The organism is Niallia sp. NCCP-28 (assembly GCF_023168165.1).
Classification (GTDB): Bacteria; Bacillota; Bacilli; order Bacillales; family Cytobacillaceae; genus Niallia.
On record NZ_BQYJ01000002.1, the window covers coordinates 344,856 to 362,566 of the forward strand.

General features: G+C 35.2%; 17 protein-coding genes. 16 read left to right on the forward strand and 1 reads right to left on the reverse strand.

The window, feature by feature from the left end; genetic code table 11:
- Positions 1-353: 353 nt before the first annotated feature.
- From araB to NCCP28_RS06545, 12 genes are all read left to right on the forward strand, one after another.
- The gene (araB, locus tag NCCP28_RS06490; RefSeq protein WP_248560585.1) at positions 354-2,048 is read left to right on the forward strand and encodes a ribulokinase; all 1,695 of its coding nucleotides are present in this window, start codon (positions 354-356) and stop codon (positions 2,046-2,048) included.
- Positions 2,042-2,743, forward strand: a complete 702-nt coding sequence (araD, locus tag NCCP28_RS06495) for an L-ribulose-5-phosphate 4-epimerase (protein ID WP_248560586.1) — start codon at positions 2,042-2,044, stop codon at positions 2,741-2,743. The genes araB and araD overlap by 7 nt, the downstream gene beginning before the upstream one ends.
- Before the next feature lie 39 nt (positions 2,744-2,782).
- Positions 2,783-4,267 (forward strand): L-arabinose isomerase, encoded by a 1,485-nt coding sequence (gene araA / locus NCCP28_RS06500; protein WP_248560587.1) that lies wholly within the window; start codon positions 2,783-2,785, stop codon positions 4,265-4,267.
- 509 nt (positions 4,268-4,776) lie between these two features.
- Positions 4,777-6,018: a sn-glycerol-1-phosphate dehydrogenase gene (locus NCCP28_RS06505; RefSeq protein ID WP_248560588.1), complete on the forward strand. Its 1,242-nt coding sequence runs from the start codon at positions 4,777-4,779 to the stop codon at positions 6,016-6,018.
- A gap of 388 nt (positions 6,019-6,406) precedes the next feature.
- Positions 6,407-7,024, forward strand: coding sequence for a YitT family protein (locus NCCP28_RS06510; RefSeq protein WP_248560589.1), 618 nt, complete (start codon positions 6,407-6,409; stop codon positions 7,022-7,024).
- 335 nt (positions 7,025-7,359) lie between these two features.
- Positions 7,360-7,689, forward strand: coding sequence for a PadR family transcriptional regulator (locus NCCP28_RS06515; RefSeq protein ID WP_248560590.1), 330 nt, complete (start codon positions 7,360-7,362; stop codon positions 7,687-7,689).
- The gene (locus NCCP28_RS06520) at positions 7,686-8,087 is read left to right on the forward strand and encodes a permease prefix domain 1-containing protein (protein ID WP_248560591.1); all 402 of its coding nucleotides are present in this window, start codon (positions 7,686-7,688) and stop codon (positions 8,085-8,087) included. The genes NCCP28_RS06515 and NCCP28_RS06520 overlap by 4 nt, the downstream gene beginning before the upstream one ends.
- Positions 8,088-8,099: 12 nt before the next feature.
- The gene (locus NCCP28_RS06525; RefSeq protein ID WP_248560592.1) at positions 8,100-8,732 is read left to right on the forward strand and encodes a hypothetical protein; all 633 of its coding nucleotides are present in this window, start codon (positions 8,100-8,102) and stop codon (positions 8,730-8,732) included.
- Between the two features lie 186 nt (positions 8,733-8,918).
- Positions 8,919-9,503, forward strand: coding sequence for a hypothetical protein (locus NCCP28_RS06530; RefSeq protein ID WP_248560593.1), 585 nt, complete (start codon positions 8,919-8,921; stop codon positions 9,501-9,503).
- A gap of 135 nt (positions 9,504-9,638) precedes the next feature.
- Entirely contained in the window at positions 9,639-10,238 is a 600-nt protein-coding gene (locus tag NCCP28_RS06535; RefSeq protein WP_248560594.1) for a TetR/AcrR family transcriptional regulator, read from the forward strand.
- A gap of 267 nt (positions 10,239-10,505) precedes the next feature.
- Positions 10,506-11,444: an ATP-binding cassette domain-containing protein gene (locus NCCP28_RS06540; RefSeq protein ID WP_248560595.1), complete on the forward strand. Its 939-nt coding sequence runs from the start codon at positions 10,506-10,508 to the stop codon at positions 11,442-11,444.
- Positions 11,441-12,208 carry an ABC transporter permease gene (locus NCCP28_RS06545; RefSeq protein WP_248560596.1) on the forward strand — a complete coding sequence of 256 codons (768 nt, stop codon included), beginning with the start codon at positions 11,441-11,443 and terminating at the stop codon, positions 12,206-12,208. The genes NCCP28_RS06540 and NCCP28_RS06545 overlap by 4 nt, the downstream gene beginning before the upstream one ends.
- 170 nt (positions 12,209-12,378) lie before the next feature.
- Here NCCP28_RS06545 and NCCP28_RS06550 read toward each other — a convergent pair whose 3' ends face one another.
- Positions 12,379-13,161 (reverse strand): class I SAM-dependent methyltransferase, encoded by a 783-nt coding sequence (locus tag NCCP28_RS06550; RefSeq protein WP_375709380.1) that lies wholly within the window; start codon positions 13,159-13,161, stop codon positions 12,379-12,381.
- 146 nt (positions 13,162-13,307) lie between these two features.
- Here NCCP28_RS06550 and NCCP28_RS06555 point away from each other — a divergent pair, with 146 nt between their 5' ends.
- The 4 genes from NCCP28_RS06555 to iolB all read left to right on the forward strand — a co-directional run bounded on the left by NCCP28_RS06555 (position 13,308) and on the right by iolB (position 17,696).
- The gene (locus NCCP28_RS06555) at positions 13,308-14,183 is read left to right on the forward strand and encodes a LysR family transcriptional regulator (protein ID WP_248560598.1); all 876 of its coding nucleotides are present in this window, start codon (positions 13,308-13,310) and stop codon (positions 14,181-14,183) included.
- A 12-nt stretch (positions 14,184-14,195) separates the two neighbouring features.
- Positions 14,196-14,768 (forward strand): nucleotidyltransferase family protein, encoded by a 573-nt coding sequence (locus NCCP28_RS06560; protein WP_248560599.1) that lies wholly within the window; start codon positions 14,196-14,198, stop codon positions 14,766-14,768.
- 518 nt (positions 14,769-15,286) lie between these two features.
- On the forward strand, positions 15,287-16,756 hold the full coding sequence (iolA, locus tag NCCP28_RS06565; protein WP_248560600.1) for a CoA-acylating methylmalonate-semialdehyde dehydrogenase: 1,470 nt from the start codon (positions 15,287-15,289) through the stop codon (positions 16,754-16,756).
- A 124-nt stretch (positions 16,757-16,880) separates the two neighbouring features.
- Positions 16,881-17,696: a 5-deoxy-glucuronate isomerase gene (gene iolB, locus NCCP28_RS06570; RefSeq protein ID WP_248560601.1), complete on the forward strand. Its 816-nt coding sequence runs from the start codon at positions 16,881-16,883 to the stop codon at positions 17,694-17,696.
- The last annotated feature ends 15 nt before the right edge of the window (positions 17,697-17,711 follow it).

The window sequence follows — 17,711 nt, forward strand, 5'->3', positions numbered from 1 at the left end:
TATTCAAATAGAAAATATAATCAGTGAGAATCTGGTCCGAAAACAGAAATACCTGTGAAAATAGTTTCGATAAAATATTTTCACAGGTATTTCAATAAATGAATTTTTAAAATTTTATAAAAGATTTTCTAAAAAAGCATTGAAAAAACGGAGATAGGTGGTAGAATTTAATTAATGTTATACGTACAAGTTTATAGGGTGTTGATTTAGTTGTAAGTATGAATGATAAGGTTTGCAAAGTAGTAATAAAATCATCTTGTACGTAATAAAAAATGTTAAGCAGCTATTTCATTTCGATATATAATTAAAAGTTATTTTGTAAACGTATTCTTAATGAGGTGGGAGGAAAAAAGATGAAAAAATATTCTATTGGAGTAGACTATGGAACACAGTCAGGAAGAACGGTTCTAGTAGAAGTTGGAACAGGGAAAGAGATTGCCACTGCTGTAAAAGAATATACACATGGGGTTATGGATGAATATCTGCCAGACGGAAAAACGAAGCTTGAGCATGATTGGGCTTTGCAGCATCCTGAAGATTATTTAGAAGTATTAAAGGTTACCGTCCCAGAAGTATTGGAAAAAGCTCAAGTTTCAAACGCAGATGTTATTGGAATCGGCATTGATTTTACAGCATGCACTATCTTGCCGATTGATAAAAATGGTATTCCTTTATGTATGCGTCAAGATTTTAAACATCATCCACATAGTTATGTAAAGCTTTGGAAACATCATGCAGCGCAAAAAGAAGCAAACCGTTTAAATGAAATAGCAGAACAGCGAGGAGAAGAGTTTCTGCAGCGTTATGGAGGAAAAATCTCATCTGAATGGATGTTTCCAAAGATTTGGCAAATTTTAAATGAAGCTCCAGAAATCTATGCAGAGGCAGACCAAATATTAGAAGCAACAGATTGGGTCATTTCGGAGTTGACAGGAGAAGTTGTCCGCAATAGTTGTACTGCTGGATATAAAGCGATATGGCATAAAAAAAATGGCTATCCTTCGAAAGAGTTTTTTAAAGCACTTGATCCCCGTCTTGAAAATGTAGTGGAAGAGAAGTTGTCGACTCGGATTGTTTCTATTGGATCAAAAGCAGGAGAATTGACGGAAAAAGCAGCAAAATTAACTGGATTGAAGCCAGGCACTGCAGTAGCTGTGGCGAATGTTGATGCACATGTGGCCGTGCCGGCTGTTGGAATAACAGAAGCTGGAAAACTATTAATGATTATGGGGACATCTACCTGTCATATTTTGTTAGGAGAGAAGGAAGCCATTGTGCCAGGTATGTGCGGAGTAGTAGAAGATGGGGTTTTGCCAGGGTTTTTAGGATATGAAGCAGGCCAATCTTGTGTTGGCGATCATTTTGAATGGTTTACACAAAATTGTGTTCCAGCCAGCTACCAGGAACAAGCAGAAAAAAGTGGGGTAAACATTCATCAGTTTTTAACAGAGCAAGCAAGTAGATTAGAAGTCGGAGAAAGCGGTCTATTGGCGCTTGATTGGTGGAATGGCAATCGTTCTACACTTGTTGATGCAGATTTAACTGGATTACTGTTAGGCGCAAGCTTGCTGACAAAGCCTGAGGAAATATATAGAGCGCTGATTGAAGCGACTGCATATGGTACAAGAATGATTGTTGAAACATTCAGAAATAGTGGTGTGCCAGTTGATGAAGTGTATGCAGCAGGAGGGATTGCAGAAAAAAATGAATTAATGATGCAAATTTATGCAGATGTTCTAAATATGGATATTAAGATTTCCGCTTCTTCTCAAACTCCAGCTTTGGGAAGTGCAATGTTTGGTGCAGTAGCAGCAGGAAAAGATTGTGGAGGATACGATACGATTACAGATGCAGCTAGGGAAATGGGCAAAACTAAGGATAAAGTCTACCATCCTTTGAAAAAGAATGCAGAAGTTTATGACCAGCTCTTTGCGGAATACAGCAAGCTTTATGATTATTTTGGACGGGGAGAAAACAATGTCATGAAAACATTAAAACGGCTAAAGAAAAAAAGTGCCCATGATGTTAAGGGGGAAACGGTATGTTAGAACAGCTGAAAAGAGATGTATTAGAAGCTAATCTAGAATTGCCAAAAGCAGGCCTTGTTACATTTACTTGGGGAAATGTCAGCGGTATTGACCGGAAAACAAATCTTGTTGTCATAAAACCAAGCGGCATCGATTATGAAAAATTGCAACTGGAAGATTTAGTTGTAATCGATTTAGATGGAAACATTGTAGAAGGAACACTTCGTCCCTCATCTGATACGCCAACGCATCTTGCGCTTTACCGAGCATTTAGTGAAATGGGGGGCATTGTCCATACTCATTCTCCATGGGCAACTAGCTGGGCACAGGCAGGAAAAAGGATTCCCGCCCTTGGCACAACACATGCTGACTATTTTTATGGAGAAATTCCCTGTACAAGGAAATTAACAGAAGAAGAAACAAATCGGGCATATGAGTTGGAAACAGGAAATGTAATTATAGAGACAATTGCTAAAGAAAGCATTAATCCTATTGCAATGCCTGGAATATTAGTGAAAAATCATGCACCTTTTTGCTGGGGAAAATCGGCAGCTCAGGCTGTACATAATGCGGTAGTTTTGGAAGAAGTAGCTAAAATGGCCCTTCATACGCTTCAACTTAATCCAAAAGCAGAGTGGATTGATCAATTTTTGTTAGATAAACATTATTTGCGAAAACATGGTTCTAATGCCTATTATGGGCAAAAAAACAGGTGATTTTTTCTAAAAGGAAACCTAATCTGAGGAGGAGTTAAGATGTTAAAAACAAAAGAATATGAATTTTGGTTTGTTACGGGAAGTCAATTATTATATGGAGAAGATGTGCTTCGCCAAGTGGGAGAAAATTCAAGAATCATTGTAAATGGGTTAGATAAAGATAAAGCTATTCCTTATAAAATTGTTTTTAAGGATGTGTTGAAAGATTCAGATTCCATTCGCCGCCTTTGCTTAGAAGCAAATGCTGCGGAGCGTTGTGCTGGAATAATTACATGGATGCACACATTCTCTCCATCAAAAATGTGGATTGCAGGACTTTCCGCATTACAAAAGCCGATGCTACACTTTGCTACACAGTTTAACCGTGATATTCCATGGAAAAGCATTGATATGGATTTTATGAATTTAAATCAGTCTGCACATGGCGATAGAGAACATGGATTTATCGGCAGCCGATTGCATGTGAAACGAAAGGTGATAGTAGGGCATTGGAAGAACGAGGAAATCAGAAAAAGAATTGGCAGTTGGACAAAAACAGCTGTTGCTTATTCTGAAAGCAAAGATTTAAAAGTAGCTAGATTTGGAGATAATATGCGCCAAGTTGCTGTAACGGAAGGGGATAAAATAGAAGCGCAAATAAAATTCGGCTGGACAGTAAATGGCTATGGGATAGGCGACCTTGTTCAAAAAGTAAATGAGGTGACAGATGAAGCGGTGGAAGAGCTTTTAGACGTGTATGCCAAACAATATCATATTGCTTCAGAAGATTTTGAAGATCAAGCGACTAGAGAGAGCATTGCAGAACAAGCAAAATATGAATTGGCATTAAAAGCATTTTTAGAAGAAGGAAATTATACTGCTTTTACTACTACATTTGAAGATTTGCATGGCATGCGCCAACTGCCAGGACTTGCTGTGCAGCGCCTAATGGAACAAGGCTACGGATTTGCGGGAGAAGGAGACTGGAAAACAGCTGCACTCGTCAGGTTGATGAAAATTATTGCCGATAATGAAGGAACATCCTTTATGGAGGATTATACCTATCATTTTGAGCCGGGAAATGAAATGGTGCTTGGTTCTCATATGTTGGAGATATGCCCAACTATTGCAGCTACCAAACCAAAAATTGAAGTTCATCCATTGGGCATAGGAGGGAAAGAGGATCCAGCGAGAATTGTGTTTGATGGCAGAGAGGGAAAAGCGATTAATGCATCAATCATTGATCTCGGACATCGATTCCGCATGCTGATCAATGAAGTGGATGCTCTTCAGCCAGAAGAAGAGCTGCCGAATCTTCCAGTGGCAAGAGTATTATGGAAAACACAACCTTCTCTAAGTCAAGGAGTAGAAAATTGGATTCAAGCAGGCGGAGCACATCATACATGTTTCTCCTATGAAGTAACAACAGAACAATTGCGTGACTTTGCGGAGTTGATAGGATTGGAATTGATCGTTATTAATAATGATACTAAAACAGAAGCTTTGATGAACGAATTGCGCTGGAATGATTTATATTTCCGTTAATGGAGATGGGGAGCGATAAAAGGGGGCCGTTTTCTCCAACTGATTATCTATAGCAAGTTTGTTGCTGATGGAGAAGTTCGGCCTTCTATTGTTTTTCTTTAGGAGTCTCAATAGAATAATAGATGATACATAAATGAAAGTGAAATTGTGCTGGAAAGTATATATGAAGAAAAATTAAGAGGATGCAATAAATGAGCTTCTCTTCAATATGAAAATACTGGTGCTTATAGTGGATACCTTGTTCATATAAAAGCAGATTGAACTTTAAATAAAGTAAAATTTCAATCTGTGAGGGGAGGTGGCAAGTTGCCATCTACCCTGAAGAATATGAATGACTTTGGAAGCAACTATTCTATATTCAGGAAATCACCTTAAAACAAAGGGAGAACAGCCAGGTGTCTCTTCTCATAAATATCTAGAGATTTGTTTAGACACACAAAGACTTCCAGAGGCTATCCATCTGATGCAGTCTATAAACTTAATAGATAAAAAGTAAGGGGGAAATATTGGTGCAAAATCTGCTGAATGAAATTCGTGAACTTTCCAATCAATGTAAATGTGGCAATCCGCATAATGATATGACCATAGAGGAAATTGCTGTCGGCAAACAGGCCATAAAAAACTTATTGGCCTTTCTTCAAAGGAAGCAATATCAAAAAGCAATGGTTGTTGTCGACGCTAATACGCATCAAGCTACAGGCGAATTATTAGTCTCGCAATTAGAGCAGGCTTCCATTCCATTTGCAATATGCACTATTTTAGGAGATGAAAATGGAGATGTTGTGGCAGATGAACAATCACTTGTACAAGTATGCTTAGAAACAGAAAGTTCTACAGATATTATGTTGGCTGTAGGTTCAGGCACTATTCATGATATTACAAGATTTTGCAGTGCTAAATTAAATATTCCTTTTATTTCTGTTCCAACAGCTCCCTCTGTAGATGGTTTTACTTCATTGGGAGCACCGCTGATTGTGCGAGGAGAGAAGAAAACTTTTCAAATGACTGCGCCAATTGCTTTGTTTGCAGATACAGAACTATTAAAAAAAGCACCCAAATCTATGATAGCCGCAGGTTTTGGCGATATGCTCGCAAAAATCACTTCTCTTAGTGATTGGGAATTTGACCATTATGCGACAGGGGAACCTTATTGCTCATTGTCTGCTCAATTGACAAAAGAAGCACTTGATGAATGTATCAATAATATAGAAAAGATAAAACAAGGAAAAGAAGAAGGCATCCAGATTTTAATGGAATCATTAATTAAATCAGGACTTGCGATGATGCTGTTCGGCCAATCCCATCCAGCTTCGGGAGGAGAACATCATTTATCTCATTATTGGGAAATGCATCTTCTTAAACAAAAACAGCCACAAATACTTCATGGAGCAAAAGTGGGGGTAACGACGGCACTGCTTGCTGAGATTTATCAAAAACAATTTGTTCATTGGCTGGAAAAAATAGAAGATATCGCTGAATATGCTCCTTCAGAGGAATATGCTGCCATTATGAATAATATTCAACAGAATAAAAAGCAAATTATTACGGTATACAACAATATTCCAACTCGCTCAGAAATAAGCAGATTGCTAGAATGTGTAGGCGGAGCAATAGAGCCGATGCAATTAGGAATAAGCAATGAGCTAGTAATGGATAGTTTAAAAGAAGCACATCATTTAAGAAATCGTTTTACAGCTTTAAAGTTTTTAAATGAAGTGATAAAAAGTGATTATGCAAAAGTAATTGTATAATAAAAGGAAAAATGGAAGGTGGATGGAACGCCTAATTTTGGAAATCCCCAAAAAGGAAGGCTGCTATGCTTTCTTTTTTCAGTTTGATGACCCTTTTCTGCAGTGTTCATTACCCAAAAAATGGTAACTTATCTTCTAAAAAGGGGAGATTCCTCGATATTTAAGCTTTTTCTTTCACATGTGATTTTTACTGTGCAAATTTTTATTTGGAAAGAGGAACATTAATTAGAGTGCATTTCACAATATGAATAAAAAATAGCATTAATTGCTTCATTTTAATAGGCGATATAAAGATATCAATGCTTTTTTATATATAAATTCCCTAATTATTATTCTATCATTATTATATAAAATATAATTGATCTGAAAATAATGTTAGGAGAATGGCATGAAAAAATTATTAAAAATTGTAATGGGATGTATGATAGTAACTGTCGGCCTTATTTTATTAAGGCATGCTAATATTGTGACCGGTGGGACAGCAGGCTTATCCATTAGTATTTCTTATTTGACAGACCTCCCTTTTTCTTGGATATTTTTTATTATTAATCTTCCATTTTACATTTTTTCCTTCTACCAAATGGGTTTTAAATTTACGATGTTAACAATTTTATCGATATCCTTATTATCTTTATTATCAGGATTGGACTCCTTATTGCCGGCATTTTCCATTCCGTCATTATTGGGAGCGATTTTAGGAGGAGCCATAATTGGCTTTGGTGTATCCATTCTATTTATGAATCAAGCATCACTTGGCGGCGCAAATATACTCGCTCTATTTATGCAGAAAAAATATAATTGGAATCCAGGTAAAGTGAACTTTGTTTTTGACTTTTGTGTGGTGCTGACAGGACTATATTCTATCGGTTTAATAAAAGGATTATACTCTGTTGTATCGATTGCGGTATTATCCATCGTTATCGCTTATTTTAAAAATAATATTGCATCGAAGAACTTTAAAGTCCCTGCAAGTGTTTCTGTACAAAGAGAAGTTTCTGCAAACTAATAAAAAACATCAGCTGGCTAAAAAGTCAGCTGATGTTTTTTTATGATGGTGGAAAATGCAAGGAAGAGAGGCGGGAAATTGGCGATATTTAGCCATAATAAGTCTTAAGTCTTAGAAAGAGATACAACGTAAGGCAGTCTCTTATAGGTTTGCAACTATTTAAAATAGAACTATAGGAAAAAGGTGAGAATTGACAATATTTTGATGGATAAATAAATTTTACTTTGACAGATAGAGTAATCTGCAGTATTATTACTTTGACAGATAGAGTAATTGTGCGTCTTTTTATTCTATCAGATAGAGTAATTTTAAAATAGAGAAGGTGAAGTGTCAGCATGATTAGAAGTGATATCATCCGGGGTCATTTGGATTCGATTATTTTGTGTCTGCTTTTAGAAGAGGATAGATATGGATATGAAATATCAAAAGAAATCAGCCTTCGAACAGAAAATCGCTTTCAAATAAAAGAGGCAACATTGTACGCTGTATTCCAACGGCTGGAAAAAAAGGAATTAATTGAATCGTATATTGGAAGTGTAACCATGGGCGGCAGAAGAAAGTACTATAAAATTACAACACTAGGCAAAGCTTTTTTAAGGGAAACAGCAGATGAATGGAACGAATTAAAGACCATTATGGACCTATTTATGGAGGGATTAAAGTGAAGGAACTAAATAATCATGTGAATAAGTTATTTTCAGATATTCCAGACAGCAAGGAAAAAGAAGCTATTATGCAAGAAGTTTTGCAAAATCTTGAAGAGAAAGTGTTTGATTTAATGGAGCAAGGCAAAGGGGAGGAAGATGCAATCAACAAAGCAATTGTTGAATTTGGTGATATTGAAGATTTGAAAAAAGAACTTCAGGTGGAGGAGCCAGCGAAGAAAAAAAACAATAGTAAGCTAAATTTAGACTTTTCTATATGGGGAAGCATCCTAATTATTGCATTTTTTATTTTTATTAATTTCTATTATACCCCTAAGATTATTTGGTTTGTTTATCCCACATTTGCTGTATTATGGTGGCCGCTTTCCATGTATTTTAGCTGGTTGCGGAATAAATAAGGAGGTTATTTTATGAATAAAAAACTAGATGCAGGTTTTTTGGCAGCAGGAAGTGTTATGACAATTATCTTTATTATTATCGTGAATTTTTTGACAAATGCTTCCTACCCGTGGTTTATTTATCCAGTATTTGCATTGCTATTTAGTGCAGCTGGTTTGATTTTTGGGAAAAGAGGCAAATATTTTCAGCTTTCCCTATTTGGCAGTTTACTGCTGCTTATATTTTTTATAGCAGTCAATTATATTCATACACCTGATTATCCATGGTTTTTATTTGTCCTTGGTCCAATTGCTCTTTGGCCTGTTCTTGTGTTCTTAGGATATAAGGCAAAAGACTTGAATACAGCATTGATAGGAAGTTTAAGTATCATTTTTTATTATTTTATTTTAAATATACTGTTATCCCCTCAATATATTTGGGCGATTTATATAGCGTTTCCTGTATTATGGTGGCCTCTAGCTGTCTATCATGTTAAGAAAAAGACATATTTCTCCTTTTCTGTTCATGCAAGTCTACTTATCAGTTTGTTTTTTATCATAGTAAATTTTATAAATTCCCCGCAAATCATTTGGGCTGTTTATCCAATCTTCGCTGTGTTATGGTGGCCCCTTTCGATGTACTACTTTTATTATAAAAGAAGATAATGTCACTGCAGTTAATTTATAATTTCAGGGATATTCCATTTAAGTTTTTTGATTGATTAAGTCAATCGTTGAATGGCATTTGAAAAATTTAGTGCATTTTGATAAATATTGCTGTACTTCACGTTAGTTAAGGAAGTGCAGATGAATTAGATGAATGGCACGTTTTACATGAAAGGATTAAATACAATGGAAAAGCAAATTTATTTACTGCTGACAGATACCGGAACGATATTTACGAGAATGATTAAGCTGTATACAAAAAAATCATATAATCATGCTTCCCTTTCTTTTGATCTTTTTCTAAATGATGTTTATAGTTTTGGAAGAAAAAATATAAAAAATCCTTTTATAGGCGGATTTGTTAAAGAAGATATGGAAAATGATTTATTCAGATATGCCAATTGTGCTATTTATTGCTGCACTATTTCTGAGGAACAATGGAATCGGGTAAAAGCTTATATTTTGCAAATTGAACAGCAAAAATATCGATATAAATATAATTTTATAGGATTGTTTGGAGTAATGTTGAATAGACATATTCAAAGAGAGAATGCTTTTTTTTGTTCTCAGTTTGTTGCAACCGCATTAAAAGAGTCGATTATTGCAGATTTTCACAAACCCTTGTCATTGGTTACACCACATGATTTATCAAGGATAGCATCCTTTGATCTTATATTTAAAGGAAAACTGGCTGATTATAAAAATTACCAAGTAAAAGAAAAAGAAAAAAAGACCTTTACAAGTTCTTTTTCGAATATGACAGCTATATAATAGGAGAACTATTGCAATAGAATAGTTTAAATGAGAGATAAGGGATATTGTTGTAGGGTGCAAGTTTTTTCTTTTCAAAGTATCTTCATGCTATAATAAATGAACTGTTACTTTGCATGAGGGAGAATGATTTATATGTCTGCACCATTTAATGAAAAAGCAGAAGATATACGCAATAAGCGCAAAATTCAAATTATGAATGCTGCTTTAAAGGTTTTCGCAGAAAGCGGCATTAAATTGACGAAAATAAGCATGATAACGCACGAGGCCGGGATAAGTCATGGCTTATTGTACCATTATTTCAACTCCAAGGAAGAGGTATTGCATGCGAGCTTGGAATGGGCATTATCCACTACAGAAGAATTTATTCAAGAAGTCAAAAATTTGAATGCAACGCCTCTTGGAAAAATAAGAGAATTTACAAAATCAGCTTTTTTAGAAGGAAATAGTAATATATTTAGAATTATTCAGCATATATCTAAAGCAGAAAATATTCCGCAAAACACAATTGATCTGATTGAAAATACAGGGGAAATTTATGATGAGCAGCTTTTGCCCTTGTTTAAGGAAGCACAAGAATTAGGAGAGATAATTCAGCATGATGTTCGTGAATTATTAGATCTTTATTTAACCGTTCTTTCAGGAGTTATTATGACAGAGGATCTTGCAAGCTTTAAAAAAAATATTGATCAAAAAATAGATCTTTTTTTAAGAATGATAGCTGTTTGCAAGTAGTTGTTAGTAATCTAATCTAATCTAATCTAATCTAATCTAATCTAATCATAGGCATTCTCTGATGTGGCAATGTGTTAAACACTTGCCCACATCGAGAAAGATATATTATGGCTAATAATTGACTGAATTAGTCAATCATATTTTTGGGATAGGCAGCTAGAGTTTTTAATAAATCATTAGAAAAGTTAATGAGAGGAAGCTGAAAAAATTTTTAATTATGGATTGATTGAATTAGTCAATCTAATATTTTGAAAAGGGAGAATAAATATGGAGCCAATTATTTCTGTGAAAAATCTAAAAAAAAGTTATGGCGAACAAATTGTTTTAGATGGGCTTACTTTTGAGGTAGAAAAAGGAGCTATATTTGCTTTGCTTGGAGAAAATGGTGCAGGGAAAACAACAACTGTCCGGATTTTATCTACACTAATGCAGCAAGATGAGGGAACAGCAACTATTGCAGGATATGATTCTATAAAGGAAGCATTATCAGTTCGGAAGGTGATCAGTCTCACTGGACAATATGCTGCAGTGGATGATCTTTTAACAGGGAAAGAAAATTTAGAAATGATGGCAAAATTAAATCATCTTAGTCGTGATAGAATAAGACACCGCAGCAAAGAGTTGCTTCAGCAATTTGGTTTAATGGATGCAGCAAATAAACCAGTAAAAACTTATTCTGGTGGAATGCGCAGAAGACTTGATATTGCAATTAGTCTTCTGAAGATACCAAAAGTACTATTTCTCGATGAACCAACAACAGGGCTAGATCCGCGAAGCAGAAGAAATATGTGGACAATGATCAGAGAGCTTGCAGATAAGGGAACAACTATTTTTTTAACAACACAGTATTTAGAAGAAGCAGATCAGCTTGCAGATAGAATTGTTGTCATAAATGAAGGGGAAATTGTAGCAGATGGGACTGCTTCCGAATTGAAACAGTTGATTAGCCAAGAGAAAATGGTGCTTTCATTTTTTGAAGAGGCCGATTATTATAATGCTCTTGCTTTGATGGAAGCAGTAGGAGATGCTGAAGAATTAAAGCTAGAAGTAAGTGCAGATGGAAATCCAGAAAATTTGCGCCAACTTTTGAATAAATTGCAGAAACATGGGATTATCCCTAAAAAGGTTAATTTTCGAGAGCCGACTTTGGATGATGTTTTTATGCAAATCACTGGCCGAATGAAAAAAGGAGTGAAAAATATATGAAAGAATCATCGTTAACATGGGCAGTCACTGATGGCTGGACGATGTTTTCCAGAAATTTAAAACATATATTCAGAAATCCGGAATCTTTAATTATTAGTATGGCATTGCCTATTATTTTGATGCTGATGTTTGTTTATGTTTTTGGAGGAGCTATTCAAACTGGCTCAGCTTATGTAAATTATGTAGTGCCTGGAATTATTATAACTTGTGTGGGATATGGGAGTTCAACAACAGCAATCGGTGTAAACATGGATATGAAGGGAGGATTTTTTGAACGGCTTCGCAGCATGCCCGTTCATACTTCTGCATTATTGATTGGTCATGTTGCAGGAAGTTTTGTCCGCAATATTATAAGCACGATGTTAGTTATCCTTGTGGCATTGTTAATTGGTTTCAGGCCGAATGCGAATGTAATGGAATGGGTAGGGGTTATGGGCATGCTTAGTTTATTTTTATTGTCATTAAGCTGGTTGGCTGTTTTATTCGGACTGCTTGCCAAAAATACAGAAACTGCAAGTGCATTTACATTTCTTCCTATGTTTCTTCCATATATAAGCAGTGCTTTCGTTCCGGCAAATACAATGCCGAAGTGGCTCCAATTTTTTTCGGAAAATCAGCCAATGACTCCACTTATTGAAACATTGCGCGGCTTGCTTATCGGAACACCGATTGGCAATAATGATTGGCTCGCAATTGTTTGGTTTAGTGGATTGCTGTTATTTGCATTTATAATGTCCATCATTGTGTACAAGAGAAATTATTAAGTGGAGAGAATGAGGATAAGGAGAAAAACCACAGGGAGATGAGCTGCATTCTGTGGTTTTTTATGGATGTTTATCATGCATTAACGAGTTAAGGCTAAGGGATGATATGAGAAAACGTGAAATCTAGACAGGTGGAAACTTGCCCATAAAAGCCTGATTGATGTTTCAAATTATTCTTTAAAACCGATAACGCGTATTCTTTTATAATCCGCTATCCAAATATCCTCATTTTTTTGGTATAAGTGATTCTTTAGGCGATAGACAACGTTTGTAATTATTTGCTCTTTTGCTGACCGATCTATGTCTGCAAAAAAATCATTTCCAAACATAATAATCCAGTTTTTTAAGCCGTTTTCCCCTATTAATGGAGTGGGTCTATGATAATGCTGGGCAAAGGAAACGCGAAATCCTGTTTTTTCCATAAGGGATGTATATTCTCCAATGCTTGGATAGTACCATGGAAAATTTTTTTCTTTAAATTCTAATCCCAAATTTTTAATTTCCTCTATTATTGCATTTGATATCATCTGTATATTGCCTTTTCCACCAAATTCAGCAATGAATCTGCCCCCATTTTTTAAGCTGGCATAGATGCATTCTAAAGCACTGTTTGGCTGTTTTATCCAATGTAGAGTGGCATTCGATAAAACTGCATTAAATTCATCCTGATACTCTAGAGTAGTTGCATCTTTAACAATAAATGGGATGGAAGGATATTTCCTCGAAGCTTGATAAATCATATTTTTTGATTTATCGACTCCTATGACCTTTATGTGTTTTTCAAATAGCTTATTTGCTAAATCTCCAGTTCCGCAGCCAAGATCAAGAATTTTTTCATTGGGCTTGGGATTTAATAGCTCTAATAAGCTATTTCCATATTGGGAGACAAATGAATGATTTGAATCATATAAATCAGCATTCCATTGATCAGCTTTGTTAACAGCATTTTTCATCATTTAACCCCTTTGCGCTAAATTTTTGTAAAGACATTTTCAATGTGTATATATTACTTAACTTCATTATAATAAAAGAAGTAAATACTGAATATTAACAAAAATAAAAAGAATTAATAACAAATGGTTATTAAGAGGGATAATCGATGAATGTACAATTATTAAAAACATTTATTATGGCAGCAAAATATGAGAACTTCCATAAAACTGCAGAGGAACTTTTTCTAACGCAGCCAGCAATAACAAAGCATATAAGAAGATTAGAAGAAGAGATGAAGATAGATTTATTTGAAAGAAAGGGCAAAAGCATTTCTTTAACAGAAGCGGGGCATTATCTGCTGCCAATCGCAAAAAGGATGGCTGCTCAATATGATAAGGGGTTAGCTGAATTTGAATTATGGAAACAAGGTTATAATCGAAAGCTTGTAATTGCGGCGGCACCACAGATTGCTTCTTCTGTTTTGCCAGCTATTTTGCGGAATTTTATGAATGAAAATTCCGATATTGAGGTTTTAATCAATGTGATAAATTCATATAAAATAGGTGAAGAAATCGGCAGCGGCAGGGCCGAGATTGGATTAACAAGAATAGAACCAAGCATTGCAGGTATTGCATGCCAGATTATTCATGAAGATCCAGTTATGCTAGTGGGCCCTGTTGAAGAGAAAGAGCAATTGTTTAATGAAGAAAGGATGCTAAAGAAATATCGATTGATTACACATAATCATCCAGCATATTGGGATAGTTTGCTGAATAATATTCGAAGCGTGTATCCAATGGTGCGCACCATGCAAGTGAATCAAATGGAAATCAGCAAAAAGTTTATTGAAAAAGGGCTTGGAGTTTCTTATTTGCCATATACATTGGTCGAGGAAGAGATAAAACAAAAAAAATTGCGAGAAATCCAATCTGATAAAATTATGCTGCCGACTTCTTTCACATATCTATTAACCAAAGTGGAAACAAAAGAAGCAGCTTTATTTATTGCATTTTTAAAAAAGCATTTAATAAAACAGATGTAGGTGAGAATAAAATTGTCAATCAAAACAAAAGAAGACATTATAGATATTATAAAAGAGGATGAATGGATGATGTCCGTTTTGGCTGCAGTAAAAACATTAGACTTGCCCGATTGCTGGGTTTGTGCAGGTTTTGTTCGGTCAAAAATTTGGGATGTTTTGCACAACTTTACAGATAGGACCCCTCTTTCTGATATTGATGTGATTTATTTTGATGAAAATAATTTAAACAAGAAAAGAGAAAAAGACTTAGAAGCACAATTGAATCAAGTTTATCCTAATTTGCCATGGTCTGTTAAAAATGAAGCTAGAATGCATATTGTAAGCAAGATGCCTCCATACTTATCATCAGTTGATGCAATTTCAAAATTCCCTGAAACGGCAACTGCCTTAGGTGTACAGCTAGATGCCTGTGATAATGTTGTATTAGCCGCTCCCTGTGGCATAAAGGATGTAATTACATTGACAGTAAAACCAACTTCTTATTTTATGGAAGATAAAACAAGAGCATCGATCTATCAAAAACGTATGGAAACAAAAAAATGGAAAGAAATTTGGGAGGGAGTGCAAATTGTTTATCCTAAGTAATAGGCAATGCGGTTCAGAAAAAGTTGCAAAATAAAGATTAGCCATCCTAAGATGTTTCTGCAATAAGCAGGAATATCTTTTTTTATACTATCTTAAAATGGATCAACAGTTGTTCATTTTAAAAAATAAGAAAGTGTTTTTCTGCTGATTTTTAAAAATATTATATAAAAAAGGAAACAAAATCGGTTCCGCTTATTTAACCAGCTATTAAAATAGTAACTTTTATCATAGGAAAATAGGAGAAACATCTGTTTTTTTGCTGAAATAACAAGATTTATGAAATTTTATGAAAAATTTTGAAAAAACAATGGTAAAATCATTGACTGAAAGCGTTATACATATTATGATGTAATCATAAAATATCAAAACATACTCAAAAGATACCAAGAGGATAAAAGGCAGGTGACAACTTCATAATCTATTTTACGAACTAGAAGGAAATATTACTCTATTAGGATGCTTATCAAACAATATTAACAATAGATAAGAAAAATGAAATAGATCGAGGAGGAACTATAATGACAGCAGCAACTGCAACGAAACTAAAAAACTATATTAATGGTGAATGGGTAGAAAGCAAAACAACGGTATATGAAGATGTTTATAATCCTGCAACAAAAGAAGTGATTGCTCAGGTACCTATCTCCACAAAAGAAGATATTGAATATGCAGCAGAAGTAGCAAAAGCAGCTTTTGAAAAATGGAAAAATGTTGCTGTTCCAAGAAGAGCAAGAATTCTATTTAACTACCAACAACTATTAACAAAACATAAAGAAGAGTTGGCTAATTTAATTACAATCGAAAACGGCAAAAACTTAACAGAAGCATTAGGAGAAGTACAGCGTGGAATTGAAAATGTTGAGTTTGCGGCAGGTGCGCCATCATTAATGATGGGAGATTCTTTAGCTTCTATTGCAACAGATGTAGAAGCAACTAACTATCGTTATCCAATCGGAGTGGTTGGAGGCATTGCGCCATTTAACTTCCCAATGATGGTTCCTTGCTGGATGTTCCCGATGGCGATCGCTTTAGGAAATACATTTGTATTAAAACCATCTGAAAGAACACCACTTCTAACAAAAAGACTTGCGGAACTATTCACAGAAGCAGGACTTCCAAACGGTGTATTTAATGTAGTGTACGGAGCTCATGATGTAGTAAATGGAGTTTTAGAGCATCCAGAAATTAAAGCGATTTCTTTTGTTGGTTCAAAACCAGTTGGCGAATATGTGTATAAAAAAGGAAGCGAAAACTTAAAACGTGTGCAAGCGCTAACAGGAGCGAAAAACCATACCATCGTTTTAAATGATGCCAACTTAGAAGACACAATTACAAATGTAGTATCAGCAGCATTTGGTTCTGCAGGTGAGCGCTGTATGGCATGTGCAGTTGTAACAGTCGAGGAAGGAATTGCTGATGAGTTTATGGCAGCATTGAAATTAAAAACAAAAGATATCAAAGTCGGCAATGGCTTAGAAGATGGTGTTTTCTTAGGGCCGGTTATCCGTGAAGAAAACAAACAACGTACATTAGGCTATATCGAAAAAGGCATTGAAGAAGGCGCAAGATTGGTTTGCGACGGACGAGACAATTCACCAGAAGAAGGATTTTTTGTAGGACCGACTATTTTTGATAATGTAACAACAGACATGACACTTTGGAAAGATGAAATTTTTGCACCAGTTTTATCTGTGATTCGTGTGAAAAACTTAAAAGAAGCAGTAGAAATTGCCAATCAATCAGAATTTGCAAATGGAGCATGTCTATTTACAAATAATGCATCTGCTATCCGTTACTTCCGCGAAAATATTGATGCAGGAATGCTTGGAATCAACTTAGGTGTACCAGCACCAATGGCATTCTTCCCATTCTCTGGATGGAAATCATCTTTCTATGGCACATTGCATGCAAATGGAAAAGATGCAGTTGATTTCTATACACGCAAAAAAGTGGTAACAGCGCGCTACGCTAAACCAACTTTTGAATAATAGATTACTAGATATAATTTTTTCAGCAAAATAATTCTTTAAAAATTGCAGGATGTGAACAGCGCACCAAAACTAGTGCTCTGTTCACAACTTCTGAGTCTGTCTAAAAAGTGAGGGAACCAAATTGAGTGAATTACTACGAAAATATAAAAATACAGAAGAAACAAATGGAGTAAAAGTTATTCATGATGTGACAAGTGAAAACTCTCCACTTGAATATGTTGGATTCAAATTAATTGAATTAGTGCCAGGTGCAAAATACACTCAAAGTTTAGAAAAAGAAGAATGCTGCATTGTTGCGGTTTCAGGCCAAATCACTGTAACAGACGGCAATACGATTTTTGAAAACATTGGTACTCGTGAAAGTGTTTTTGAGAAAAAACCGACAGATAGCGTCTACATATCAAATGATCATAGTTTTGAGATTAAAGCAACTAGTGATGCTCGTGTTGCATTATGCTATTCGCCCTCAAAAAAACAACTTCCAACGCGCTTAATTAAAGCAAAAGAAAATAGTGTGGAGAAGCGAGGCATATTAAATAATCAGCGTTTGGTTCATAATATTTTGCCAGACTCAGATCCATCAGCCAATAGTTTACTAGTGGTGGAAGTAATTACAGAAAGTGCCAACTGGTCTAGTTATCCTCCTCATAAACATGATCAAGACAATTTGCCAGCTGAATCCTTTTTAGAAGAAACATACTATCATGAATTGAATCCGAGACAAGGATTTGTTTTCCAGCGAGTATATACAGATGACCGCACATTAGATGAAACAATGGCTGTGGAAAATGGGGATGTCGTGATTGTGCCAAAAGGTTATCATCCAGTAGGGGTTCCAGATGGTTATACCTCTTATTATTTAAATGTAATGGCTGGTCCAACTCGCATTTGGAAATTCCATAATGATAAAGATCATGAATGGATTTTAAATCGTTAAAAAAATATGAAGGAG

Excerpts from the sequence above, each read along its gene's own strand:
- araB (WP_248560585.1), top strand. The coding sequence starts at position 354 with ATGAAAAAATATTCTATTGGAGTAGACTATGGAACACAGTCAGGAAGA.
- araD (WP_248560586.1), top strand. The coding sequence starts at position 2,042 with ATGTTAGAACAGCTGAAAAGAGATGTATTAGAAGCTAATCTAGAATTG.
- araA (WP_248560587.1), top strand. The coding sequence starts at position 2,783 with ATGTTAAAAACAAAAGAATATGAATTTTGGTTTGTTACGGGAAGTCAA.
- NCCP28_RS06510 (WP_248560589.1), top strand. The coding sequence starts at position 6,407 with ATGAAAAAATTATTAAAAATTGTAATGGGATGTATGATAGTAACTGTC.
- NCCP28_RS06515 (WP_248560590.1), top strand. The coding sequence starts at position 7,360 with ATGATTAGAAGTGATATCATCCGGGGTCATTTGGATTCGATTATTTTG.
- NCCP28_RS06525 (WP_248560592.1), top strand. The coding sequence starts at position 8,100 with ATGAATAAAAAACTAGATGCAGGTTTTTTGGCAGCAGGAAGTGTTATG.
- NCCP28_RS06530 (WP_248560593.1), top strand. The coding sequence starts at position 8,919 with ATGGAAAAGCAAATTTATTTACTGCTGACAGATACCGGAACGATATTT.
- NCCP28_RS06535 (WP_248560594.1), top strand. The coding sequence starts at position 9,639 with ATGTCTGCACCATTTAATGAAAAAGCAGAAGATATACGCAATAAGCGC.
- NCCP28_RS06540 (WP_248560595.1), top strand. The coding sequence starts at position 10,506 with ATGGAGCCAATTATTTCTGTGAAAAATCTAAAAAAAAGTTATGGCGAA.
- NCCP28_RS06545 (WP_248560596.1), top strand. The coding sequence starts at position 11,441 with ATGAAAGAATCATCGTTAACATGGGCAGTCACTGATGGCTGGACGATG.
- NCCP28_RS06550 (WP_375709380.1), bottom strand. The coding sequence starts at position 13,161 with ATGAAAAATGCTGTTAACAAAGCTGATCAATGGAATGCTGATTTATAT.
- NCCP28_RS06555 (WP_248560598.1), top strand. The coding sequence starts at position 13,308 with ATGAATGTACAATTATTAAAAACATTTATTATGGCAGCAAAATATGAG.
- iolA (WP_248560600.1), top strand. The coding sequence starts at position 15,287 with ATGACAGCAGCAACTGCAACGAAACTAAAAAACTATATTAATGGTGAA.